The organism is Peribacillus frigoritolerans, assembly GCF_004358755.1.
Lineage (GTDB): Bacteria > Bacillota > Bacilli > Bacillales > Bacillaceae > Bacillus_P.
The window spans coordinates 1,063,488-1,088,510 of sequence record NZ_SMZY01000001.1 but is presented as its reverse complement, the minus strand read 5'-3'; the positions used below and the strand labels follow the sequence as shown (position 1 = coordinate 1,088,510).

The 25,023-nt window shown below is 41.4% G+C and carries 21 protein-coding genes; 5 read left to right on the top strand and 16 right to left on the bottom strand.

From position 1 onward, the window contains the following. Nucleotides 1–88: 88 nt before the first annotated feature. From E2R53_RS05675 to E2R53_RS05640, 8 genes are all read right to left on the bottom strand, one after another. A complete protein-coding gene (locus E2R53_RS05675) occupies nucleotides 89–1,084 on the bottom strand; it encodes a class I SAM-dependent methyltransferase (protein WP_286166084.1) in 996 nt (331 codons plus the stop codon). Beyond that, complete coding sequence (locus E2R53_RS05670) at nucleotides 1,081–2,403, bottom strand: FAD-dependent oxidoreductase (RefSeq protein ID WP_133310777.1); 1,323 nt, start codon at nucleotides 2,401–2,403, stop codon at nucleotides 1,081–1,083. The genes E2R53_RS05675 and E2R53_RS05670 overlap by 4 nt, the downstream gene beginning before the upstream one ends. Before the next feature lie 224 nt (nucleotides 2,404–2,627). Further along, complete coding sequence (locus E2R53_RS05665) at nucleotides 2,628–3,473, bottom strand: GNAT family N-acetyltransferase (protein WP_133310776.1); 846 nt, start codon at nucleotides 3,471–3,473, stop codon at nucleotides 2,628–2,630. 86 nt (nucleotides 3,474–3,559) lie between these two features. Beyond that, a complete protein-coding gene (locus E2R53_RS05660; RefSeq protein ID WP_286166083.1) occupies nucleotides 3,560–4,999 on the bottom strand; it encodes a phospholipase D family protein in 1,440 nt (479 codons plus the stop codon). Nucleotides 5,000–5,121: 122 nt separating this feature from the next. After that, nucleotides 5,122–5,610: a YhcN/YlaJ family sporulation lipoprotein gene (locus E2R53_RS05655; protein WP_133310775.1), complete on the bottom strand. Its 489-nt coding sequence runs from the start codon at nucleotides 5,608–5,610 to the stop codon at nucleotides 5,122–5,124. Between the two features lie 86 nt (nucleotides 5,611–5,696). After that, complete coding sequence (locus E2R53_RS05650) at nucleotides 5,697–6,485, bottom strand: STAS domain-containing protein (protein WP_133310774.1); 789 nt, start codon at nucleotides 6,483–6,485, stop codon at nucleotides 5,697–5,699. A 138-nt stretch (nucleotides 6,486–6,623) separates the two neighbouring features. Then, nucleotides 6,624–7,409, bottom strand: a complete 786-nt coding sequence (locus E2R53_RS05645; protein ID WP_133310773.1) for a glucose-1-dehydrogenase — start codon at nucleotides 7,407–7,409, stop codon at nucleotides 6,624–6,626. 11 nt (nucleotides 7,410–7,420) lie between these two features. Then, nucleotides 7,421–8,272 carry a GRP family sugar transporter gene (locus E2R53_RS05640; protein ID WP_133311174.1) on the bottom strand — a complete coding sequence of 284 codons (852 nt, stop codon included), beginning with the start codon at nucleotides 8,270–8,272 and terminating at the stop codon, nucleotides 7,421–7,423. Between the two features lie 231 nt (nucleotides 8,273–8,503). Between E2R53_RS05640 and E2R53_RS05635 the strand changes: the two genes are divergently transcribed. Further along, entirely contained in the window at nucleotides 8,504–8,713 is a 210-nt protein-coding gene (locus E2R53_RS05635; protein WP_133310772.1) for a hypothetical protein, read from the top strand. A gap of 434 nt (nucleotides 8,714–9,147) precedes the next feature. Then, entirely contained in the window at nucleotides 9,148–10,635 is a 1,488-nt protein-coding gene (locus E2R53_RS05630) for an aldehyde dehydrogenase family protein (RefSeq protein WP_133310771.1), read from the top strand. Nucleotides 10,636–10,949: 314 nt separating this feature from the next. Here the strand turns inward: E2R53_RS05630 and E2R53_RS05625 are convergent, their stop codons facing one another. Continuing rightward, the gene (locus E2R53_RS05625) at nucleotides 10,950–11,153 is read right to left on the bottom strand and encodes a DUF6501 family protein (protein ID WP_070875904.1); all 204 of its coding nucleotides are present in this window, start codon (nucleotides 11,151–11,153) and stop codon (nucleotides 10,950–10,952) included. Nucleotides 11,154–11,960: 807 nt separating this feature from the next. On the opposite strand from E2R53_RS05625, the gene shc reads away from it, so the two are divergent. Then, the gene (shc, locus tag E2R53_RS05620; protein ID WP_435796780.1) at nucleotides 11,961–13,826 is read left to right on the top strand and encodes a squalene--hopene cyclase; all 1,866 of its coding nucleotides are present in this window, start codon (nucleotides 11,961–11,963) and stop codon (nucleotides 13,824–13,826) included. A gap of 402 nt (nucleotides 13,827–14,228) precedes the next feature. Here the strand turns inward: shc and E2R53_RS05615 are convergent, their stop codons facing one another. Further along, on the bottom strand, nucleotides 14,229–15,011 hold the full coding sequence (locus E2R53_RS05615; RefSeq protein ID WP_133310770.1) for a DUF2935 domain-containing protein: 783 nt from the start codon (nucleotides 15,009–15,011) through the stop codon (nucleotides 14,229–14,231). Between the two features lie 309 nt (nucleotides 15,012–15,320). Between E2R53_RS05615 and E2R53_RS05610 the strand changes: the two genes are divergently transcribed. Beyond that, a complete protein-coding gene (locus tag E2R53_RS05610) occupies nucleotides 15,321–15,803 on the top strand; it encodes a hypothetical protein (protein WP_286166081.1) in 483 nt (160 codons plus the stop codon). A gap of 343 nt (nucleotides 15,804–16,146) precedes the next feature. Here E2R53_RS05610 and E2R53_RS05605 read toward each other — a convergent pair whose 3' ends face one another. From E2R53_RS05605 to E2R53_RS05585, 5 genes are all read right to left on the bottom strand, one after another. Next, a complete protein-coding gene (locus E2R53_RS05605; RefSeq protein ID WP_133310769.1) occupies nucleotides 16,147–17,304 on the bottom strand; it encodes a GNAT family N-acetyltransferase in 1,158 nt (385 codons plus the stop codon). 67 nt (nucleotides 17,305–17,371) lie between these two features. Next, entirely contained in the window at nucleotides 17,372–18,142 is a 771-nt protein-coding gene (locus E2R53_RS05600; RefSeq protein WP_133310768.1) for an SDR family oxidoreductase, read from the bottom strand. Between the two features lie 14 nt (nucleotides 18,143–18,156). Further along, a complete protein-coding gene (locus E2R53_RS05595; RefSeq protein WP_133310767.1) occupies nucleotides 18,157–19,944 on the bottom strand; it encodes a S9 family peptidase in 1,788 nt (595 codons plus the stop codon). Between the two features lie 185 nt (nucleotides 19,945–20,129). After that, the gene (locus E2R53_RS05590) at nucleotides 20,130–20,909 is read right to left on the bottom strand and encodes an STAS domain-containing protein (RefSeq protein WP_133310766.1); all 780 of its coding nucleotides are present in this window, start codon (nucleotides 20,907–20,909) and stop codon (nucleotides 20,130–20,132) included. Between the two features lie 69 nt (nucleotides 20,910–20,978). Beyond that, nucleotides 20,979–22,022: a C45 family autoproteolytic acyltransferase/hydolase gene (locus E2R53_RS05585; RefSeq protein WP_133310765.1), complete on the bottom strand. Its 1,044-nt coding sequence runs from the start codon at nucleotides 22,020–22,022 to the stop codon at nucleotides 20,979–20,981. Between the two features lie 134 nt (nucleotides 22,023–22,156). On the opposite strand from E2R53_RS05585, the gene E2R53_RS05580 reads away from it, so the two are divergent. Then, nucleotides 22,157–23,293, top strand: coding sequence for an NADH-dependent flavin oxidoreductase (locus E2R53_RS05580; RefSeq protein WP_133310764.1), 1,137 nt, complete (start codon nucleotides 22,157–22,159; stop codon nucleotides 23,291–23,293). Between the two features lie 471 nt (nucleotides 23,294–23,764). On the opposite strand, the gene odhB is transcribed toward E2R53_RS05580, so the two are convergent. Further along, on the bottom strand, nucleotides 23,765–25,021 hold the full coding sequence (odhB, locus tag E2R53_RS05575) for a 2-oxoglutarate dehydrogenase complex dihydrolipoyllysine-residue succinyltransferase (protein WP_133310763.1): 1,257 nt from the start codon (nucleotides 25,019–25,021) through the stop codon (nucleotides 23,765–23,767). Nucleotides 25,022–25,023 lie beyond the last annotated feature (2 nt).

The window sequence follows — 25,023 nt, the reverse complement described above, 5'->3', positions numbered from 1 at the left end:
GCAAAAAACGGATACAAATTGCTGTGCAATTTATTACCCGTTTTCTATCTGTATTTTTCTGTTTTCTCCATTCATAATCCTGTATTCTTCATCTCTTTTTAACGAAAGTGGCAAAATACCAGCCGCCTTCGCGAATAATGGGTTTTAAGCCTTTCAGTTTCATATTGGATTGCTCCGCAATGGATGAAAGCTCCTGTTTTGTCGGAAGAGCATAAAGATTATCAAATGCAGTAAAGAAACTATTAAATACACTTGAAAATTGTTTGCCGTGCTTTGGTTTCCGTATTGGGGTAATAATTGAGATCATCCCGCTTGAAGAAAGACATGTGCTTAGATTTTGGATCACACTGACTCTTTTTTCGGGGGAAATATAATGAAGCAAATTATTCATCATAACTAAATCGGCCGGTGACTCTGCCCTCCACTCTTCAACATCCATGCATGTAATGGAGATGTTTGGAATGTCCCTGCATCTGCCCGCAGCTTCGTCAGCTACTTCTTCATTGATCTCAATCCCTGTCAGCTTTATTTCAGGGAGTGCTTGAGACAATTTTTGTAAATAGCCTCCATGTCCGCAGCCAACGTCGACAATCGACTGAATATGATTCTTTTTCACGAGCTGAATCAGTTTCGGATAAGCGAGCTGCTCAAGCAAGGAAGATGTCTGGGCAACGGTTGTTCCGTGCTGCTCATGGTCAAAGGTCTGTCTTTCATCTGTTTTCATAATCGCAGGATAGGTTAATAATGCAGGGATGTGCAGCTCCATCATTTCTTTAAGGAGGATACCGACTGATTTTGGATTTTTTTTGCTGTCCGGCAGCATAAAGCTCTTTGATGTCTTAAAGCGATTTTTGGAAACTTCTTTTAAGTATTTGATGGATACCCCTACCTCAACCCAATGTTCAAGCAGTTCAAGTTCTAATGAATGTATCGCTGCCACTTCATCGATCGTTTTTGGTGATTTGAAGATTTCAAACAAGTCCAGTTCATACCCTACATATGCATGCCAGCTGTACAAAAAAGGCATATTGCGCTTCATCCAGCTTCTTGCTTTAAATAAGCGTACATATTCAGCGATAATCATATGCTGTACCTCCCCTTCACTTCCCATGGATAATCATTTTCATACGTAAACATATACCTTGTATGCAACAGTTCAATATTCTGAAGGGTTCTCGGAGGCAGCATGCCAATTTGAACAAGGCGGTCGAAAAAGGACTCTTTCCAAATGCCGAGTCCTGAAATGTTCAGCATTTGTTTCGTGTGGAGTTTTTCATCCTCTGTCATCTGTTTGAGACTTCTATTTCTAAGCGATCCGAAATAACGAAACGGCTTTGAGTAAGCAAGGGCTGATAAGTGGCTTAAATTCAATATAAAATCCACTCGGGATTTGCGTACTTTTTCATACCATTTTAAGTTTTCAGGATGGTGTTCATCATGTTTGTACATCCAGCACAGGAGTTCTCCCAGTACATCCCCGTCCTGTATGGCAAGGTTCATTCCTTCACCGGCCATGGGATGAACACTGTGTGCAGAATCTCCTATGATGGCCATGTTTTCTTTTACATAGGTCTCTGCATGAAAGTGAATGGGAATCATCAGCTGAATGTTTTTCCATTCTTTAAGTTTCGTCACGTAGCCTTCAAGTTCCGGGCACAAATCAATATACTTCTTATGAAAATGTTCAATTCCCCGTTCTTTTAAGGATTGATATTCTCCTGACTGGATGAGATAAACGGTTCTGACTTGATTGTCCGGAAGCGGAAATAGACCGAGAAAAGCGTGCGGTGTTGAAATAATCTTCCCCTCTGTCATAGACTCAGGTCTTTCAAACGTGACGGTTAAAAAATGATGATCATATTCATGTTCATTTAATTTTACATTCATGGCTTTTCTGACGTTTGATCTCCTTCCTTCCGCTCCAATGAAATAATCTGCCTCAATGATAAATTCTTCTTTATTGCTTGTGACAACAGCCGCCTGATCTTTGAATTCTTTAAACTTAGCAGGCTGTATATAATGAAAAGCAGGATACTCTTTCGCTTTTTCAAGCATCATTTCTTTCAGCTTTTCATGAGGAATCATAAGGGCATAATTGTATTCGGTCTCAATTATGCTGTATCGCATAGTGGCCGTTCCAAGCCTTACATACGTTCCTTTTTTCCGTTTCATTTCATTCATTTCAATTTCATTTATTTGATGTCCGGCTTCCATAATGGGTTTATTCAGACCAAGCTGATGAAAAATTTCAAGGCTTTTCGGCTGCAGCAATTCTCCTTTGTACTTGTGAGCCGATCCTTTTGTCTGCTCAACAACACACACATCAATACCGCATTTTGCAAGTTTCAAAGCTGCTGTTAAACCGCCTACTCCGCCTCCGATTACCAATACTTGTGTTTTCATCCACTCACCGCCTTTGTCCTTTAATTTCCACTTTTGTTAAAGAATGAAACCGTATAACTCTCTAATGGGTTCCCTATTTATAAAGGCTTGCTTTTTAATGCTGATATGACTGATGGTGCCATTTTGTACCTCAAATTCGGTTCTGACACGATTATAGGGCGCTAACCCTGAGTCTGGTCCGACAATGACAAATAAAAAGACGCTTTCCTAAAGAAAGCGCCCTTTTACGAAAACGTAATCATAATCGAATCTTGAATCGGCTGATAGCCTATTTTTTGATAAATGCTGTTTGATGTCGGATTTGCTAGGTCTGTATAGAGTGTGCAAAAGGAAAAGTCTTTTAATAGAAGCTCACTGAGCTCAGCAACGCAGCTGCTTGCATACCCTTTGCCTCTGAATTCATCAGGAGTATAAACCAGCGATACGCAAATTCCATTTTTAGTGGATCTTGATTTCTTCGCCATCGATACCGGTTTATCATCTGCCATCCAAAGAAAAACGGATCTCTCTGCAATAAACTGCTTCATTCTCTGTGCCGCCTGCAGCGCTGTAATTGGAGGCTCGTTCGTATAATTCATAAAATCCATCATCCACTCGGTCAGCAGCGGCAGATGGCCTAATTCTGCCAATACAAATTCCCCGTCACTGCGTTTTAGTTTCGACACTTCCTGGAGACGATAGATCTTTTGTTCCATTACAATTTCAGCTCTGCCTTCTGTTTCGGCAGACCATATTTTTGCAAATGCCTCTGTCCATTTCCTTTCCCCGACCACGCCGGGGATATGTAAATCCTTCATAACAAGTGTCCGAACAGTTTCATGGAGAATGATCTCAGTCATTACATCACCATTAAAAGACAGGATTAAATTATGCGGAGGTGTCATCAGCAGCGTCATCGCAAGCTCTCCATCTGCTTCCACTGAAGCGGTATAGACATTCGCAGCAGGAATGGTACGTTTAAAAGCCCCCATGAGCCCAAGTGTAAGATTGTTTTCTGCTTCATTTTTTAAAAGGAAAGGTTCAGCTAGTTCAATAAAAAGACTTCTATCCGTGTATTCTGTCAATTTCATCTGATTTCACCTCTGCTATATAATTAGCTTTCGGCTTTAAAAATCCCTCCGCAAAATGCAAAAAAACTCCGGCTTTTTCGCCAGAGTTAAAAGGTTGTAAATCTGAAAAATTTCTGAACAGCATAAATTGCCCGTTTAATAAACGGCATGTCATCTCTGTACTTTTCAAAATCCAGAGTGTAATCAGCACCGTCATTTGTCCATAGTTTTTTAAAATATGCTTCTACCTCTTTCATGACTGGCTCATCAGCTGGAGCTGCAATTTTAAGATCATTTTCAAGATTCAGGTCATCGAGGTTCCGCTGAGTAAAGTTGGCAGAGCCGCTGATTATAGTTGCTTCTTCTTTGCTTTTTATGAAGAGCATTTTAGGATGATACTGCTCTTTTGTCGTATTGTACCATTTAATCTCTATTTTATTGTTTGTGTCTTCTAAGAGTTCTTCGGCGACCGGACGATTCGGAATGCCGATTTTCTCCTGCCCGAACGCATTTTGATTCGGATCGAGAATCATTTTAATTTCTGCTCCGCGATTAGAAGCCGCAACCAGTGAATCTATGACTTGGCGGTCTGCGAGATAAAACATACCAATCCAGATCTCATCGTCTTTCTTTGCGTTTCGAATCGTTTCAAGCAGCCGTTTGTAAATTTTCCCTTCTGTTAAAACCTGTACCTTAATATCGCCTTTCTCATTGTTCTTTTTCTCATATACCGGCAGTTTTGGGCCTCCGGAATAATCTGAGACTGCCTGCTCTGACTCTAGGACATCCGCAATCACATTTCCGCTTACCTGGAACGCTACATTAGAATGGTATCCGCTCGCATCATGCGGGTTGGCTGATGACACAATGGCTGTTTTCTCCGTTGCAACTGCTTTTCGGTGATTGGCTTTTACATTAAATAGTTTCAAATAAGATCTGAATGTCATATCAGGGGCTGTTTCTCCGAATGGATTAGAAAGCCATGCGGGGCCTGACTGGCCAAACCATTGAAAAAACGTTCTCCATACACTTGAATAAAGCGGGTTCGAATCTCGCAAAGCATTCAAATCTGACATTACAACGTCAATGCCGGCCTTTTTAAAAGCTTCTAATTCTTCAGATGGATGTGATCCATAAGAGGTATTGATATCATCCGTAATAAAAACAATTGGCAAATTCGGATTTTCCTTTTTTTTCTGAAGAAGTTTATCTGAAAGTTCTTTGCTGACCTGAGGGTAGATTTCTCCCCGATCATAGTATCCATTGAACAAAAACAAATCAATGACAATAAATTCTTCTGCTTCATCAATCGCTTTGTAAATCGCATCAAAAATCATTTGATCCGCTTCAACCCGGCCTTCTATTTTGTAAGTTAAGTCATACAAAAAATCCACATCTTCAACTTTGTGGACATCTCCCTCATAGGAGATATTTTCCGGCAGAGGTTTATAGCTCTGATAAATAACCGTGCCGGTTAAAATAATTATAATAAGCAATAAAAGCAGCGGCCGTTTGTTTTTCAGCCTCATAAGACGAAAACGTGACAATAAGACTCCTCCTAAATTAAGATCATAGCTTTCATTATATGCCCTAATAAAGATGTGGAAAAACCTTTTTAAAAAGAAAAAAACAGACCTGATAATATTGCCTCCGGTCTGTTTGATTCCTCTTATTTCGCTTGAGGGAAAACTCGCTTGATCATTTCGTTAAATTCATCTGCCAGGCCGGCAACCGGCTCTCCGCTGCGGATTTTATCCCCGTAATCCTTCATACGGTCAAAGAAGTCCGGATTTTCTGAAACATATACATTGCTTAGTTCCCGGTCTGTGGATCTGACCTGATCTGCTACCCTGTTTTTAAGGTCATCTGAGAGCTTCCCTTTAGGATCGCCTTCCAGAACTACTGCAGCATAAGCATTATTGTTTGTAACAATTACGTTCGCATATTTAATTTCCTTCAGGTCAGCAACCTTTTTCGCTGCATCATCCGCAACAGCCATTCGGTTCTGTTCATTTGTTTGTTCGTCATACGTGACATTTTTCAGCTCATTGTTCATTATATTATCATTTTCACGTGCATTATTATCCATTCCGCATCCTGCACTTATGAAAAGGGATAGAGCGACGGATGCACCGGTAAGTAGCTTTCGTTTTTTCATGACAGCATTCCTCCATTCATTTCATCGCCCTTATCTTCTGCAAAAATGGCATTTTTATTCACAAAAAAACGATAAGCCAATTGTGGCTAATCGCTGATTTTTTGAAGGTGATATCCTTTTTCTTTCCATATAAATTGAATCCCCTGTTTAAAGGATTGAAACGTGCGGACATTTAGGGCTATGCCGTTTAATGTAATATGCTGAACTAGTTTTGGATTCAGTCCGACAAATATTGACTCAGTGCCCATCAGCCTCAGAGCTTCCACAATTTGATTTAAGTGAAAGGAAATGGTTTCTTCAAATGTTTCTCCTATCCCGGTGAAATCAAACATGATATAGTCCGCATGCCGTTTAGACGTTTCCTGAAGAATTTTTTCTTTCATGTTTTCCATTCTGTCTTCTGTCAGAGTACCGGTCAGTGCTATTAATAAAGCCGAATCAAGAGCCGTTCCAATGATAGGCGTATACATTTCTTCAAGTAAAGCTTTTCCTTCTTCAATCACATTTTCATATTCTGTCACGTCGCGCCATGTTAAGACGAAGCCCGTTTCCTGATTTTCGTGATCTCTTAATCGGTCAACAACGATTTGCGCTGTGTAGCGGTTAAATAACTTAATTTGCCCGCTATGAGGAAAAGGTCCGCCAGCGAGAATGTTTTGCTGACGTTCGCCATGAAACTTTTGAATATTACATCCAATAAAATCTTGTGGATCTTCCATTCCAACGTACGGTCCAATTTTTTCTAATATCCGTCTTGCCGTATCATTGTACCAAATGATATTAAAATCATTATCTGCAAATATGAGCCCCTCACCGATGCTGTTCAGCAGCGCGTAAACGTTCATATTTTCCAATATGGTTGTTTTATTTGTCAATCAAGTTTTCCCCCTAAAGCATTCTTACATATATATCAATTATAAACATTTCTTTACTTTTGGGAAGGATAAAGTACCTAGATAAGAAATCACAAAGGAAACCCGCAGTTCCTCTGCGACTGCGGGTTTTTCGCAAACTTAACCTTTTCCAGCCTGAAAACTCGGGTATTTCGTCATGCCTCCATCTGCATAAAGGGTAATTCCCGTTACATAGCTTGCCTCAGATGATGCAAGCCAAACTACACAGGCAGCAATTTCTTCAGGTTTACCGATATACCCCATTGGGATCAGATCAATGACATCTTTCTTTGCTTCCGGATCTGCAAATTTTTCTGCATTAATAGGGGTATCAATCGCTCCTGGTGCGATATTATTTACACGAATCCCTGACGAGGCATACTCAAGAGCCAGTGTTTCAGTCAAAAGCTTGATGCCGCCTTTGCTTGCTGCGTAATGTGCGAAGTGAGGCCAGGGAATCTGCTGATGAACAGATGACATGTTAATGATGGAGCCTTTAATATTATGATCGAGCATATGCCTGACTGCTTCCCTGCTTCCAAGGAATGCACCTGTCAGATTCGTCTGAATGACTTTGTTCCAGCTTTCAAGCGTAAGCTCCTCTGTCGGGATTTCCGCTTGAATACCTGCGTTGTTCACCATCACATCAAGCGTTCCATAAGTTTCTACAGCAAACTGTACAATTCTTTTTACATCGTGCTCTTGTGAAACATCTCCCTGTATTTTTGAAGCCTCGCCGCCATTTGCTTTAATTTCTTCAATGACAAGATCAGGTTTGTCATCTTCAGTCAGATAATTAACCACTACCTTTGCCCCTTCTGCAGCAAAGCGCTGTGCAATGGCTTTTCCAAGGCCTGAAGAAGCTCCTGTAACAGCCACTACTTTTCCTTTTAAACTCGGATACATAAGAATTCCTCCTAGCGTTTTGTATAACCAAGCAAGACTCCGCCTGCGATAATCAGGACACAGCCGATAATGACAAAGATAATCTGTTTTTTCGTTTTCTTTTCTCCCAGCAGAAAAATTCCGCCAAGCGTAGAAATGATAATGCCTGTCTGTGAAAGAGAAAAGCTTGTTGCGACTCCGATCTTTGGAAGAGCCAAAAGCAGTCCCAGATTTCCGGCCGCCCACATTAACCCTGTTAAGATATTGCGCAGTGCAAATTTATCAAATGGCTTATGTCTGGCTGTTAAAGCTGCTGCTGCTGCAACCATTCCGATCGCCTGCGGCAAAATGGCAGCCCATCCGTCAATTTCAAAATATCTGATAATTATGACATAGCCTATGTACCCTAATGATGAAATAAATAAAATCAGCAACCCTTTTCTGAGGCTTTTGCCTGCATCTTTATCGTCTTTTTGCCCAATTGAAGTTAATACAACTCCCCCAATAATGAAAAGAATGGCGATGCTCCCAAGAATGACCGTCATTTTTGTGTCCCATTCTTTAAAGAGCAGTACACCGAATAACGTTGTTCCGATCAGCTGCATTCCTGTTGAAATTGGAACGGTTTTAGAGACGCCGATGTGTTTGACGCTTGCAAGCTGATTTAACTGTCCAACGGTCCAAAAAATACCTGAGACAATCCCGATTGACCATACGAGTGGAGTCAGGTCAGGATTTGAAAAAAAGAACATGACAAGCGAGAATAAAAACGCTCCGACAGTTATGCCCATCGTTTGGCTGTAGGCATTTCCCCCAAGCTTTACACTGACAAGCACAAGGCTTCCCCAGGCAACAGCAGGAATTAATGCAAGAAGTATACCGATCATGATGATTTCCTTTCTGTTTACATAGTCTGAGTATCCATTTTAAGGCGTGCACATATTAAAATAAGAACAGGGAACCTGCACTTAATCATTTATATGGTTTCCTGAGAGATGAAAAAATAACACGCTTTGGCATGAATCTCTTACACCTTTCCACTAATAAGGCCGGCCTAAACTTTTCTGTTTAGAAAAAGTGGATCTACTTCATACTGGTAACAGGAAAGGGTGATTATGATGGAAGAGCTTTTTAAGGAATTTGGAGCTGGGGATTTCTTTGAGCAGCATCGTTATCCGATTGAAACGTCAGGGATATTGGATTCAGTCAGTGAAATACAGCTGGTGAGCTTCTTTGAAAAATTTGAATGTGATTCTTATGAAAACTTCATATATTTTCTCACCTTATTTTTATCCATCCAAGAGAAAAACAGACATCTGGTCTGAAGGATGTCTGTTTTCTCCGCTCCAAAAACGCAGCAAAAATCATCGAATCCGACACCAGGCTCTATCCTCCTATGAAAAACGAAGCAATAGGTGTTGATTCATAAAATACTGGTTGCTGGACTGCTCAACCTCCTATGGCGATGACTGCTTCTATTTCTATCTTTCGCCTTTTAAGTGAGACAACGTTTTAAAAAAAACACAATATGCATCTCAAGCAATATTTTTATTTCTATCACTCCACCCAATCATTTCTGCGATATTCATATTTTAATAGATAACAAAGACTTATATATTGTAAATTTAGAATTTTTAGTATATTATTTTACTGTAATCGCTTACATTCGTGTGGCGCTATAATGGGCAGTCTGCTTGCCCGTCTTCAGCATGATTTCTACATATATTTTCACCAATATTATTTAGGAGGCTGATTATTGATGAGTCAAGCTACATTGAAAGTTGGAGAAAAGCTGGAGAAATTTCTGCAGGGAAAGAAAAAGCTGTTTATTAACGGGGAGTTTGTAGAGAGTGTATCTAAAAAGACGTTCAACACTCCTAACCCCGCTACAGGCGAAACACTTGCAGCCGTTTATGAAGGCGACAAGGCTGATATCGATCTTGCTGTTAAAGCTGCAAGAAAAGCGTTTGACGCGGGCCCATGGTCTAAAATGAGCGCTGCTGAACGAAGCAGACTGATGTACAAGCTTGCTGATTTAATGGAAGCTAATAAAGAAGAGCTGGCTCAGCTTGAAACGCTTGATAACGGAAAGCCAATTAATGAAACAAAAAATGCCGATGTTCCGCTCGCGATTGAACATATGAGATATTATGCAGGCTGGTCAACCAAAATTGTCGGACAAACCATTCCGGTAAGCGGGCAATTTTTCAATTACACAAGACATGAAGCTCTTGGTGTAGTCGGACAGATTATTCCTTGGAACTTCCCTCTTCTAATGGCGATGTGGAAATTGGGCGCTGCACTTGCAACAGGATGTACAGTTGTATTAAAGCCGGCAGAGCAAACGCCTCTTTCAGCTTTATACTTAGCTGAGCTGATTGCAGAAGCTGGATTCCCTGAAGGAGTTGTCAACATCGTTCCGGGCTTCGGAGAAACAGCTGGAGACGCGCTTGTGATGCATCCTGAAGTAGATAAAATTGCTTTCACAGGTTCTACGCCTGTCGGCAAAATGATCATGGAAAAAGCATCAAAAACACTTAAGCGCGTAACACTTGAGCTTGGCGGCAAGTCGCCAAACATCATACTTCCTGATGCTGATCTCTCTGCTGCAGTACCAGGTGCTCTTACTGGGGTTATGTTCAACCAAGGCCAGGTTTGCTGTGCAGGTTCACGCGTTTTCATCCATAAGAAGCACTATGATAATGTTGTGTCAGACATGGTCTCCCATGCGAAAAATATCCGCCAGGGTGCAGGCATTGAGCCAGAAACTCAAATTGGGCCTCTTGTATCAGATGAACAGCAAAACCGCGTGCTGAATTACATTCAAAAAGGTGTAGAAGAAGGCGCTGAAATCTTAACCGGCGGCGGCTCTCCATCAGAAAATGGATATTTCGTCTCGCCTACCATCTTTGCAGCTGTTAAAGATGAAATGACCATCGCAAGAGAAGAAATTTTCGGACCGGTTATTGCTGCTATGCCGTATGACGATCTGGATGAAGTGATTAACCGCGCCAACCAAAGTGAGTTTGGACTTGCAGCAGGATTATGGACAAGGGACATTGCCAATGCCCATTACGTCGCAAGCAAATTAAAAGCTGGAACGGTCTGGGTCAACTGCTACAATGCTTTTGATGCTGCATCTCCGTTCGGTGGCTACAAGCAATCCGGACTAGGACGCGAAATGGGATCCTATGCATTGTCTAATTACACTGAAGTGAAGAGTGTTTGGATTAACCTTCAGCGTTAAATAGAAAAGCGGAACCGACCGTTTAGCTCCGACAGACAGATAAGGATCAGCCAGTGAAGGCGCTTTTTGCCTTTGCTGGATGAGCCGTTCTGGCCGAGGAGTTGGAAGGTGGAGCTGGACAATAGAAAAGCGGAACCGACCGTTTAGCTCCGACAGATAGATAAGGCTCAGCCAGTGAAGGCGCTTTTTGCCTTTGCTGGATGAGCCGTTCTGGCCGAGGAGTTGGGAGGTGGAGCTGGACAATAAAAAGCAGAACCGCCTGGTAACACATGTAAAAAAAGCCATCTGAACTTTTCAGATGGCTTTTTTATCATTTATTTCTCTTCAAAATAATCCTTGTAGAAGCCGCTCACTTTGCCGTTGTTATCAATAACAAAGTAAAATTCTTCTGTTTCGTTTTTAACTTCATATGTATTTCCCGCTGTCAAAACACGGTTTACCATGTATTTTTCTGCATTTGTATGTTTGCATGTTACCACTTTGATGGTTTCTTTGTTCAGCCAATCTTGATGAATCATTTGAGCATTCTCCTTTGTGCATTTTGACCTTATTATACTATATAAACCATGTGCAGAACACCTTAACTGTGGGGTTTAGCGCACTTCCTGCAGATCTGTATTCTCAGTTCGTGCTGTAAACGCCGGTTTATCACACTTTCTGAAATGCCACACTTGCATTTTGTGCTGTAAACTCGGGTTTAGCGCACTTCCTGAAGATCGCCCGTTTGCACCTTGTGCTGTAAACTCAGGTTTAGCGCACTTCCTCAAGATCGCCGCTTGCACCTTGTGCTTTAAACTCTGGTTTAGCGCACTTCCTCAAGATCGCCGCTTGCACTTTGTGCTGTAAACTTGGGTTTAGCGCACTTCCTGAAGATCGCCCGCTTGCACTTTGTGCTGTAAACTCGGGTTTAGCGCACTTCCTGAAGATCTCCGCTTGCACCTTGTGCTGTAAACTCGGGTTTAGCGCACTTCCTCAAGATCGCCGCTTGCACCTTGTGCTGTAAACTCGGGTTTAGCGCACTTCCTCAAGATCGCCGCTTGCACTTTGTGCTGTAAACTCGGGTTTAGCGCACTTCCTCAAGATCGCCGCTTGCACTTTGTGCTGTAAACTCGGGTTTAGCGCACTTCCTGAAGATCGCCCGTTTGCACCTTGTGCTGTAAACTCAGGTTTAGCGCACTTCCTCAAGATCGCCGCTTGCACTTTGTGCTGCAAACTCGGGTTTAGCGCACTTCCTGAAGATCCTCATTTCCACTTTGTGCTGCAAACTCATAACCTCCTCTTTTCGTGAATAGATTGAATAAGATGAGGTGAATTATGTGATTTCAATAAACGATTTAAACAAGCAAATCAATAGAATGACTGATGAGATTAGACAGCTGCAGCAAACCGACGGTTCCTGGCGCTTTTGTTTTGAAGGCGGTCCGATGACAGATGCTTTTATGATCATTCTTCTCCGTTCTCTGCAGGACGATGATGAAGTCTTGATAAAAAATTTGACAAATCGGCTGCTGAATCTGCAGTCAAATGAAGGCACATGGAAGCTTTACGAAGATGAAAAAGAAGGCAATTTAACCGCAACTGTTCAAGCTTATACAGCCCTTCTCTCTACAGGTTTATATAAAAAATCAGACCCTTTGCTGAATCGGGCAGAATCATTCATAGTCTCTCAAGGCGGACTTTCTAATGTTCATTTTATGACAAAGTGGTTCCTGGCAGTAAATGGTCTTTATCCTTGGCCCAAGTATTTCCGCTTTCCACTAGCCTATTTGCTGCTGCCCGCTAGATCCCCGATCAGTATGTATCAATTAAGTTCCTACGCCAGAATTCATTTTATGCCGATGATTCTGGCGATGAATAAACGATATATTCACAGCACTCATCGTTCCATAGATCTTTCTCATTTACATGTTTCAAAACCGAGGTCCATTGATTGGCTGTCGTTTTCAGACAGACATCGCACAAAGCACAGCTATTTTACTGAAACACTTCGGTCGTTTGTCGGCTTCCCAGCTTATGTTCACAGAGCCGGAAAGAACGCTGCTGAAAAATACATGCTTAAGAGGATTGAAGCAGACGGAACGCTTTTCAGCTATGCAAGTGCCACTTTCTTTATGATTTATGCCCTGCTCTCTCTCGGGTATAAGGAAAACTCCCCTCAGATTAAGCAGGCAGTTGCAGGACTTAAATCGATAATCTATCAAGATGACAACTTAACAACAGTTGAGAATTCAACCTCCACTGTTTGGGATACCGCCCTGCTCAGCTATAGCCTGCAAAAAGCGGGTATCCCCTATCATGATGCTATGATTATGAACGCTTCTTCCTATTTGCTTTCACGCCAGCATGTAAAAAAGGCGGACTGGCGCATTCATAACCCTTCTGCCTCTCCCGGCGGCTGGGGGTTTTCAAACATCAATACTAATCATCCAGACAACGATGACACAGCCGCAGTTCTCCGTGCCCTTACTCAGCTTTCCGCTTTAGATCCCGTCTATTTTGACGCGTGGAATAAAGGTTCATCTTGGCTTTTATCCATGCAAAATCGAGACGGGGGTTTTGGTGCATTTGAGAAAAATGTCAACAATCCTATTTTTGCATCCATCCCGCTTGAAAATGCTAAAGACGCAGCTGTAGATCCCTCCACAGCCGATTTAACAGGCCGTGTTCTTGAATACCTTGGAAATTTTGCAGGTTTAACAAAAGATCATCCTTCCATTCAGGCAGCGGTTACCTGGCTTTTGCATCAGCAAGAACAAAACGGTTCATGGTATGGCAGATGGGGAGTTTGTTATATTTATGGAACTTGGGCTGCGATTACCGGACTAAAAGCAGCAGGTCTATCAAACTCTCATCCTGCGATTACAAAAGCAGTGAAATGGCTGGTAAGCATCCAGAATAAAGATGGCGGATTTGGAGAATCATGCAGAAGTTCTGAAGTGAAAACCTACATGCCGCTCGGATTTAGTACTCCCTCACAAACAGCCTGGGCGCTTGATGCGTTATTATGTGTGATGGATAAAAAGGACAAAGTGATACAAACAAGTGTAAAACGCCTAATGAAGCCTTTCGATGAAAAAAGCTCCGCATATCCTACCGGCATCGGACTGCCGAAGCAGTTTTATATTCATTATCACAGCTACAATAAGATTTTCCCGCTGCTTGCTCTGAGTCACTATAGGAATCTCCATTAAGCAGGACTTTGTTATAAAACAAAGTCCTGCAGCATAGTGTTACTATCCTTTTTCATTCTATCAAAGCAAATTGTCGATAAGATAGAACAAATAGTAGAGAATTCATTCATTTCTCTACTTTGCGGCTTGCTTTTTTACAAAATCATCCATACAAGTAGTTCCTCCAATTTCAGAAATTAACCCTCACCATGCGGGCACGTGTAAAATTCTCCGAAGCTCCGCCATCAGCCCCCTGATTTTGAATATCCTCAAAAGAACAGGGGGAAATTTATAAAAACAAAAAAAGGACAAATTACTGTCCTTTTTGAAAAAAGTTCAATAAAACCACCCATTTAGTTATTTAAAGTATAAATCGATTCTGCCATCGGTCTGAACTTAAATAAGTAAATGCCTTTTCAAGGCCTATTCCAGACTAGCTTCAAATAAATCAATGATCTCAAGAAACCTCTCAGCTTCTCTAAAAGTATGATCTGCTAAAAGGGGATGAATATTGCTCTTAATACGACATGCTTCTATTAACTCTCTTGCTGTTTTCTTAAAATCTCTTAACGAGGCTACCGATACTCTATTTTGATTTAAGAATTGGCTTAGTATTGGCTTAGTTTCTGATTGTGGCCGCATAGATTCCAAATCAACAGCCTGAAAAACCAATTGATCAAAATCATGACTAAATTCTTTCGCCTGCTCTACTAACTTTCGTTCCGAAGGATCTAAAAGATGTCCGATAAACTTAGCATGATCAGCCATGATTTTAAGAAAGAATACATTTTCTTCAATAATAGCTTCAGGTTTTGGGGTTAGTATACCTTCATTGAGCTCTTTTAATCGATTAGCAAAGTAAGCTGCTTCTCTGCTAATGTGATCAACCAGTAACGGGAAATTATTAGAACGAATTTCGCAGCGTAATGTTAAACCTAACACTTTTCTCTTGTATTGCCATATAGAAGCAGCTGCTTGATAAACCTCACTATTAAAAGCCTGTATTTGGCCTAAATCTGAGTTTATCGTAAACCTGCTCAGCTTTTCCTCTATTCTTTCAAAAATAGTGATAAATTGCTGTGCTTCTCCAATCAATTGTTTTTGTTCATGTGTAAACCCTAAACTTAAAAATAAGGCGTGCTCTTTCATAATTCTTGACCAAAATTTTATTTCATCCAGCGACCTTGCAACGATTGAGCTAACCAGAGAAATCCCCCCCCCCCTTTACTCACTCCTGACTAAATATATATTTGTTTTGTTGTCCATATTCTTACTAATTTTAATTAGATGTGTGAGTTAGCAAATCCGGTCAATAAAAAGGCTCTTTATATAAGGGATTTTCTTCTGTAAAGCTACCTCTTCCATTAAATAAAAGGCTTACCTCCTTATTCAGAGTTCCGTGACGCTTAAGAAAAAGGCCTTTCTACTGCCAGGTAATACATTTACATTAATTCCGATCCTTAATCATAATATGGGGATGGGGGTTCCATTTTTCTTTAAAAAGGAGATGTTTATATGCAGCCTTACTATTTTTATCGAGTTAACAACTGGGGACATATATTAAATTTGTTACGCCAAAGTTTATATGCTGAGGAAATGGTATGTGCTATGAGCTCTGAACTTTTCCATATACCAAAAACCAAAGATTTAAAAGGGAATCTCGAGATGCATAATCATCTAGTGCCTGCTTACTATCACCTGCGTTACAGCAGTAGGTTCATCCCAGAGACTAGTAAATGGCGAGCAACAGCAATCCATTGTAGAAACACTGGCGGCTTGTATAAAAATGCTGAAAATCAAGATAAATATGTACGTGAAGGATTAAGAACGATGGAGGAAAATGCAAGTACTGAGTTTAAACCATTCATTAAAATCATTATCAAGTGGCAAGAACAAGCAGAATCCTATTTAAATCAAGCAAAAGAATCTTTGGGAACTATGGGAGTTCCGATTCCTGCTGGAAGTGAACAGCAGAGTGGAGAGTACAATTTATATTAGTATATTATCAGTTTGGTTCTAGCAGCCAACCTCTATTTGTTTTAATATTTCTGATTATGCTAATTTGCCCCATTTATTTAAGTGAAAGCCTTCACAATTTTCACTATGATCCAATTTTATTAAAAACGTTCTGGTCCTTTAACTGAAAGAAAGAAAATCAATTCCTCCAAGGTCCTGCCCCAGACTAACTCTTCTTTTCATATAAACATAAATAGCCAAAATCCTTATTGACTTATTCATGTAAAAAAGCACACCATTTAGTCTGTACAATGGTGTGCAAAATAATATGTGTCTTACCTTTTGCACTTCTGAAAGAAGCTAGCATGTCGCAGCACTTTCTTCATTAAAAAAAGTCGTAAAAAAATGCTTTTCTTGACGGAATCAATGCTTCCATTATGTTTACTGCTTCTTCCTCACCTTCAATATGGCCGATTTCATATAAATCAGCAGGCCTTTTATAGCCAAACAAAGCGGCTGACAGAGTATTAATGTCGAGCGTCAGTCCGTCAGCCTCTGATCCGCTAATTTTGATGACTTCTTTGTTCTTCATTTTAAATGTTCCATTATTCCATGGAGCATGCTGATCTTTTATATGAATGATCAGTTCTGAATCATCCTCCGGCCACTCGAATTCATAATTTTTCAAAAAGCTTTCCGCATCAACGATTCGCGCCATAAAATAAGGTTTCACTTCCGCTTTAATTCTTGGTTCATTCAGTGAAAAAAATAATGGGTCGCTCTCGTATGTAGACACCTCAAGTTCTTTAATCATAGAGTCATGCTGGCAGATGAAATTCCACAAGCCGATTCTTGCTTCAGATGTTAAAGGAACAAACTCTTCAACTGTCATTTTGTCATTTTTCACTTCATAGAGCATATAGCCCTTTGCTTCTCCTGCCTCGTTATAATAAACAGCTGCAGTCTGATCATCGAAAATGGACTCTTTCCACCAGGACGTTTCACGGACGAGCATGCCTGAGAATCGCATGGCAAATTCATCATATATTTCTCTGATTTCAGAAGGATGTGTTTCCTTTTGATAGCGTCTAATTTTTCCGGGCATTTGTTTTTTCATGACTAGATCCTCTGATTTTAAAGAAGCTTTGAGACTGCTGCTGAACAGCTCCCACCCATATTTCCGGTAAAATGGCACAGAAAATGGGTGAAGCATGGAAACACTGAAGTTCTCTTTTCTCATGTATTCAAGGAGAAAGGTAATCATTTCTTTCACATACCCGCTTCGGCGGTATTCAGGATAAGTGGCCACACCCGCTATGCCGCCCATTTTCCATTTCGTTTCACCAAGGTATACTTCAAGCGGCAGCAAATGAAGCTTTGCAGCAAGCTCCTCCCCTTCTAGGATCCCGAATAACTGATGATGCTTTTCCATCGTCTGCAGTCTATTTTCAACCTTTTCTTCAGGGACTTTATATTGAAACGCATATTCTGATAGGTTCATTGCTTCGCGATATCGTTCTTTTGTCAGTCTGATTACAGTCATATAGATCCCTTCCCTTTATACCATTCCGTTTTGTTGTTTTGTATAAATCTGCCCGGCATCTAATTATTCAGGACCTTAAAAATCCGCCCTCAGAATGGATTGTCTGGCCGGTAATCCATTCACCTGCATCACTTGCAAGGAAAGAAATAATCCGGGCAGCATCTTCAGGCTGCCCGATTCGGTTCATTGGAAATTTTTTAACAAGCACTGCTTTTAAGTCATCTGTCATCCACCCTGTATCTGTAGGACCGGGATTCACTGCATTTACCGTGATGCCTTTATAGCCCATTTCTGCTGCAAGCGTCTTTGTCATATCAGGAATACAAGCTTTTGTTGCCGCATATGCAAGCTCACCAGGCATTGGTCCTTGCGATTGGCCGGATGTCATATGAATAATTCTTCCTCCCCGTCCCTGCTGAAACCGTTTTGCAAATTCGGCACTTAACATAAGCGGTGCCCGGACATTCACAAAATAATGAAGATCGAGGTTTTCAGATGTCAGCGTTTCAAAATTATTTTCAGCAGAGTATGCTGCATTATTTATAAGAATGGACGGTTCTCCAAGCTTTTTCTCTACTTGATCAAATAAAACGCGGAAAGATTCTGTATTTGTTAAATCAAGCTCCATACTTGACGAGCGCACTCCAAAGGCTGCAATCTGAGACTCAAGCCTTTCAGCTTCTTCATGTTTAGATCCCCAAGGCTGCTCTGCATCGTACGGCCGGTAGTAAGTAAAAAATAGATCTGTTCCGGCTTCAGCAAGCTCGAGGCAGATGGCTGCTCCAATTCCTTTCAGTCTGCTTGCTCCCGTTACGATGGCAATTTTCCTGCTGTTCATTTATTCACCTTCTCTTATAGGTACTGATTGAAAAAATCAGCGATTGCGCGATATACAAGAATTTCATTCTCTTTTTTTGTAAAGCCGTGTCCCTCGTCTTCCAACACCATGTAGTCTACCGAACGGCCCTTTTGTCTCAGGGCTTCAACAATTTTATCAGATTCTGCTTTAACGACACGCGGATCGTTTGCCCCCTGAATCACAAGCATCGGTTTTGTCATACCATCTAGATGCGTGATTGGAGAAAAATCAATCAGTTTTTCGCGGTCACGTTCAGGGTTTCCTACCCACTGATCCATCGCAGACTTCCAAAATTCCGGTACACTGTTAATAAACGAGAAAAGATCGCTCGGTCCAAAAATATCAACCACCGCTTTGAAGTATTCAGAATGGCGACCGTGAAGAAGAAGGGCCATATACCCTCCAAAGCTTCCGCCCATTAAGAAAATCTTCTCTTTATCGGCAATTCCTTGTTCAATCAGCCAGTCAATTCCCGCTATCATGTCATGGCGCGGACCATTCCCCCATTCTCCCTCAACCATTTTCATGAATGAAAGCCCGTAACGGGCAGATCCTCTGAAGTTAGGTGTAAAAATACTGTAGCCGCAATTCAGCAAAAACTGAAAAAGAGCCCTGAATGAGTTTGTTTCTGCAGCCTGCGGACCGCCATGGGGCCAGATAATCATATGCCCGTTGCGTGTTCCAGCATGAGCTCTATACAAGGAAGCTTCAATCTCCATTCCGTCAAAAGACGCATATGTAACGGTTTCCGGTTCTACTAAATCTTCCGGTCTCATCCCGGTAACCCCATGATTCGTGATCTGCTCCCAGCTGTGCGAAGGGGTTCTTGTGAAAATATTTAATGGGATAGTTGCTGATTGACCGAGAATGAACAGCTCTCCAGCTTCTGTCACTTCCATTTTGTTGACACGGTCAACCGGAATTTCAAGGTTTTCTGAAGACTGGTCGGCCAAATCATATGAAACCAATTCGTCTTTTACCCCTTTAGCCGCTATCACATAAATTTTTTGCAGAGTATCATCATATTTCAGTGCACTTGCATCTTTCCCTTTCAGTTCCAGCACCTTAGAAAACTCACGCTTGGCCAAATCAAATTTTGCCAAATAGGAAAAGTCTGATTCATAGTTTGTAATAAAATAGATCTCCTGCTCAGACGTATATACTGGATCGCTTTGTGTAAATTGCTGATCACTTTCAGGTGTTGCCAGAACATCTTCCCCATCTATTTTGACAAATAATAACGAAGAAGTATTGCCGTAGTTTTTAGAGTAAACAAAGCTTTTCTCTTCAGGTGAAACGGCCATCAGATAGACTGATGTATCCGTCCCCTCTATTAGAATTTCTTCTGATTCATCCGAAAGATTATAGCGATAAGCTGCAAGATAGGCATCGTGGCCATCTTTAGTGGATGTATAATACAGCGATTCACCATTTTTCGAAAAGAACGGAAACATGTGACGTTCCCCTTTTTCATACCGCACCGCTACCTGGGAACCGCCTTTTGGTGAAAGCGCATAAAGCTGAGAATTTTCATCGCCGTCCTGATCAAAGCCTGCCAGAATAAAATTTGATTTTTTATTATATAGAAGACTGTCGCATGCTTGATTAATGGATGTTAATGGGTAAGGATACTGATTCGGCAAATCCATCGCCCATAAGTTAAAATGTCCGCCGATATTTGTACTGAACACCAGCTGTTTTTTATCTGGAGAAACCGTAAAGTCCTGAATCGTCAGCACCTTTAAAAACTGCTCGACATCCGGCTTTTGAAAAGTAATCATAAACGACACTCCTTTTTAAAAGATTCTCTTACCCTATTCTACAAAAATAGGAAATTCCCTGTTCTCTATGGCAAAAAAAGCTAGGTATGACGGCAGAAAAGCAGAAGTTTAAAAAGAATTTCATTAGTTTTAATTCATAATAATATTATGTAAACTTTAGACTGCAAAAAAAAGAACAGCGATCATCATCGCTGTTCTTTTTTTCCCTTCATCGTTACATATTGAATCCCTGTATGAAGATTAGAGAAGGTTTGGATATTATCCATCGATATCCCAAGGTTGATCAGAGTTTGGGCAATTTCGGGGCGAATGCCTACAATGATGCAGTTTGTACCAAGCAATTGCACGGCTTCAGATGCCTGCATCAAATGATTGGCAACAAATGTATCCACAACAGGGACGCCGGTAATATCAATAAATATATAATTGCATTTATAATGTTCGACACCGATCAGGAGATTTTCTTTAATAACCTGAGCCCTTTCATCATTAATGTTGCCGATCAGGGGCAGGATGCATATGTCTGTTGAGATTGGGATCATTGGAGCTGTCAGTTCTTTTACAATATGCTGCTGCTTACGGAATTCTTCGTTCCATGAATTTGAACAGTCACTGACTAAATCTGCAATGATGGGATCAAACCATTTGTCCACGCTCTTATATAAGTCATTTACAACGAAAGCGGAATTCTCATGTGAGAGGGCAAGTTCAATGAGAGATCTTCTGAACTGCTGAACCGATTTGACAAGATACGTTAAGGAATCATCCTGCTTAAAATATCTCTCATACCATTCTCTCAAATAATCAGCGGATTTTTCATCTGATCTGCTGATGATGCTGAAAATCATATCAAATAGTTTTTGCTTTTCATCTGAATCGACAAATTGCGGACTTTCGACGTTTCTTTCCCATTTCTCAAATAGCAGGCGCTCATTCTGGTTCATCATGTCTATTACTTGCTGCATATACACTCCCCCAACTTTCTTTACTCTATAATCCTGTACCCTAAGGGCACTCGAAATCAAACGTTTTCTTTAAAACGGAAGTTCAATATCTGTTTCAAGTGTTCCTCTTATTTTTTTCACGTAGCTGTCTTTTCCTTTCAGCCACTCTTTAAATGAAAAGACTACCGGCAGACTGTCACCTCCAACTCCGATCATCACCTGAAGTGTTTTTGGCAGATAAACCGCAGTATGAAGGGTTCCTGACCAATTCTGATATTCTTTTTTGAAAATCGAACTGCTTGTGCTGTTAAAGAAAGCAAAAGCATCTGATGCTGAAAAATCAGGATTGAATACTTCTGAAAGCTGATTCTTCCTGGAATGAGTTTCCACTAAATGATGACGGTTTTCGCTCAGTTTAAAGGGACTCTCAAAATGATTTGTGCACGCCATTTGAGCTTTTGATGTAATAGAAACTCCCTTGCTCGATGCTTCTGCTATGGCTGCATGTCCTGATGCATCGTAAAGAGAATAATTAAACGCGTGCCGGTGAGGAATTTCTTTTAGTTTCAGAATGGCTTCGGCAGTCGTTTTGCATGTGTCCAGGATAAATCTAGCAATGCTGCAGCAAATAAACCCGTCTCCAGGTTTTAGCCGATTCACAAAATGGTAGCCAATGACAAGCCCTTTTTCATTCATGCCGTCAATCCGTCCGATCATTCTTGTTGCGAAACCGATGCTCGCATAAGCGTTTTCAGGCTGCCATATCAAGAAACGGCCTTCGTATGTTTTCGGATGATAGTCGTAGTTTCTGGCATAGTAGCCGTTTTGCATGAGAGCACTGCATCCTGATTTTTTCCAATCTGCCTGATACCCGCTGTACTCATGGACAACATCTTCAAGCGGCCAGTCCAATCCTTCAGACAAGCCCTCCAGTTCCATCCATAATCCTGGTGCGAACTGTTCATACAGACTCTGAGCCGCTTTCAGTTCCGATTGATAAGATTTGATTGATTTTATTCTTCTTTTCCGGTGATTTTGAAAGAGTTTAGAATCTTTGTGGAATTTTCCCTGTTTGAAACCAAGGTCATAATAACTTCCGCGCCCCTGCATCACATCTGCTTCAATTTTCACCATCGTATTCACGCTCCATATCTTCTATCATGAATGATTTGAAAAGATTAAACAAATTATAATGAGCATATTTAGTGCAACTTTTAAAACAAGACAGTATCATGTAAAGGTACATATAAATACGGAGGTCGAGAATTATGAATTCAAACTATCAACCGTTATTTCAGCCATTCGAATTTAAAAACGGTATACAATTAAAGAACCGTGTCGTTATGGCGCCGATGACAAATTTTTCATCAAATAATGATGGAACCGTAACAGAAGCAGAAACTGCTTATTATAGCCGCCGTTCAAGCGGAGCTGGCATGGTTATTACAGCATGTGCCTATGTGACGCCGAGCGGCAAAGGATTCCCCGGCGAATTTGGAAGTGATTCCGATGAGATGATTCCTTCCCTGCGAAAGCTTGCTTCAGCAATAAAGGATCAAGGTGCTAAAGCGATTCTCCAGATTTTCCATGGCGGACGCATGGTTCCTGCAGAACTAGTTCCAAATGGTGATGTAGTCAGTGCCAGTGCAGTGGCTGCTGAACAGGGGCATCCCTCTGGGGAAGCACCGGTGCCGCGCGCGCTGACAATTAAAGAAATAAACAGCATTATCAAAGACTTCGGTGAATCAGCCCGCCGTGCAATTGAAGCTGGCTTTGACGGTGTTGAAATACACGGTGCAAATACCTATTTAATTCAGCAATTCGTCTCGCCTCATTCAAACCGCCGCGAAGATGAGTTTGGAGGAAGTCTTGAAAAAAGACTTGCTTTCCCTCTAGCAGTTGTTGATGAGGTGAAAAAGACGGTTGATCAATATGGGACAAATGAATTTCTCGTCGGTTACCGTTTTTCACCTGAGGAGCCGGAAACACCGGGAATTACGATGGAAGATACGCTGGCGCTTGTTGATGCGCTTACTGAAAAAGACTTGGATTATCTGCATATCTCCCTGATGGAATATTGGTCAGCTCCAAGACGCGGAATCGATGATACTCGCTCTCGCCTTGAAATTATTCAAGAACGTGTTGCCGATAAATTACCGCTGATTGGTGTTGGATCGATCTATACACCAGATGACGCCATGAAAGCGATGAGCACCGGAGTTCCCCTTATAGCTCTTGGACGTGAATTGATCATCGATCCTGATTGGGTGCAGAAAATTGCCGAAGGCCGGGAAAATGAAATTGAGACAAAACTCGATAAAAATGCCCAGTCCCGCCTGGTCGTGCCTGATCCATTATGGCAGGCGATCATTCATACGCCTGGCTGGTTCCCTGTTAAAGACTGAAGATAATATGAAAACGAGCATCGCTTTAGATGCTCGTTTTTGTTTTTTTACAGACTGTTTTCCGCAAAGAAAATGATAAATGTTGTCCGTTCCTTTCTGCGGTCCGGTGTGAGCCTCCCACTTCGCTCTATTTCCCGCAGGAGTCATGTTTATCCGCTGCAAACCCCTTAAGGTTCATGGGCTCTGATTCCATTTTACAGCAGCTATTCTGCATTTTTGTCCTCATACAGCACCTTAAATTCCACTTTAATATCAACATTCTGGATTTTTGTCCTCATACAGGGTGGGCGGTTCCATTTTACAGCCGCCATTCCAGATTCAAAAGACTCATACAGCAGCATCTTTCCGAATACAGGTACTCTCCAGCATTTAGTACCGTTACGTACGTTAACACAACAAAAAACGGGTACAAATTGCTGCGCAATTTAGTACCCGTTTGTATTAATTCTTTAACCACATGAGGTTTTAATATTATCCTTCAATCAATAATGATTCTGGATCTTCAAGCAAATCTTTGACTGTTGCAAGAAAACTTACTGCTTCTTTGCCGTCTACGATGCGATGATCGTATGAAAGGGCGATGTACATCATTGGACGGTTTTCCATTGTGTCTTTGTCAATGGCAACAGGACGAAGCTGAATTTTGTGCATGCCCAAAATTCCGACTTGTGGTCCGTTTAAGATTGGTGTTGACATAAGAGAACCGAATACACCGCCATTGGTGATCGTGAATGTACCGCCAGAAAGGTCGCCGATTGTTAATTTGTTGTTTTTCGCTTTTCCTGCAAGCTCACCGATAGCGCCTTCGATTTGGGCAAATGATTTGCGGTCTGCGTCGCGTACAACTGGTACAACCAGACCTTCTGGAGCTGAAACGGCAATGCCGATATCATAGAACTTCTTAATAACCAGCTCATCACCCTGAATTTCAGCATTCAATAATGGGTATTTCTTAAGTGCAGCAATAACCGCTTTTGTGAAGAATGACATAAAGCCAAGACGCACTTCATGCTGTTCAAAGAATTTGTCTTTTCTGCGTTTGCGGACGTCCATTACCGCTGTCATATCAACTTCGTTAAATGTCGTCAGCATTGCAGCTGTTTGCTGTACCTCGACCAGGCGTTTAGCAATCGTTTGTCGGCGTCGTGACATGCGCTCGCGCTCAACTGGTTTGTCAAAAGAATCAGCAGCATGCTTTGCAGGCTTAGCTTCAGGCGCTTTTTGAGGCGCAGGAGCCTTTGCAGGTGCCGCGTTTGGTGAATAAGCTTCAACGTCATGCTTGCGCAATCTTCCAAGCGGGTCTCCTGAAGGAACTTGAGTCAGATCAATTCCTTTTTCTCTAGCAAGCTTGCGTGCTGCCGGAGAAGCAATCGGACGCTGTGATTTACTTTCCGTTTTTTCCTGCTTATCCTCTTTTGGTGCAGAAGCTTTAGGCTGCTCTTCTTTAACCGGTTCTTCTTTTACTTCTTCAACTTGCGCAGCTGCAGTCTCTCCATTTTCATCGATCACTGCAATCACTTCGCCGACTTGAACCGTGTCTCCTGAATCTTTGACAACATCCTTCAGCACACCAGAATAATCAGCTGTCAGTTCAACGTTTACTTTATCTGTTTCAAGCTCAACCAGATATTCCCCTTTTTCAACGTAGTCCCCTGGTTGTTTCAGCCATTGTGCGATAGTTCCTTCTGAGATGGATTCAGCTAATTCTGGTACGATTACTTGTGCCATGA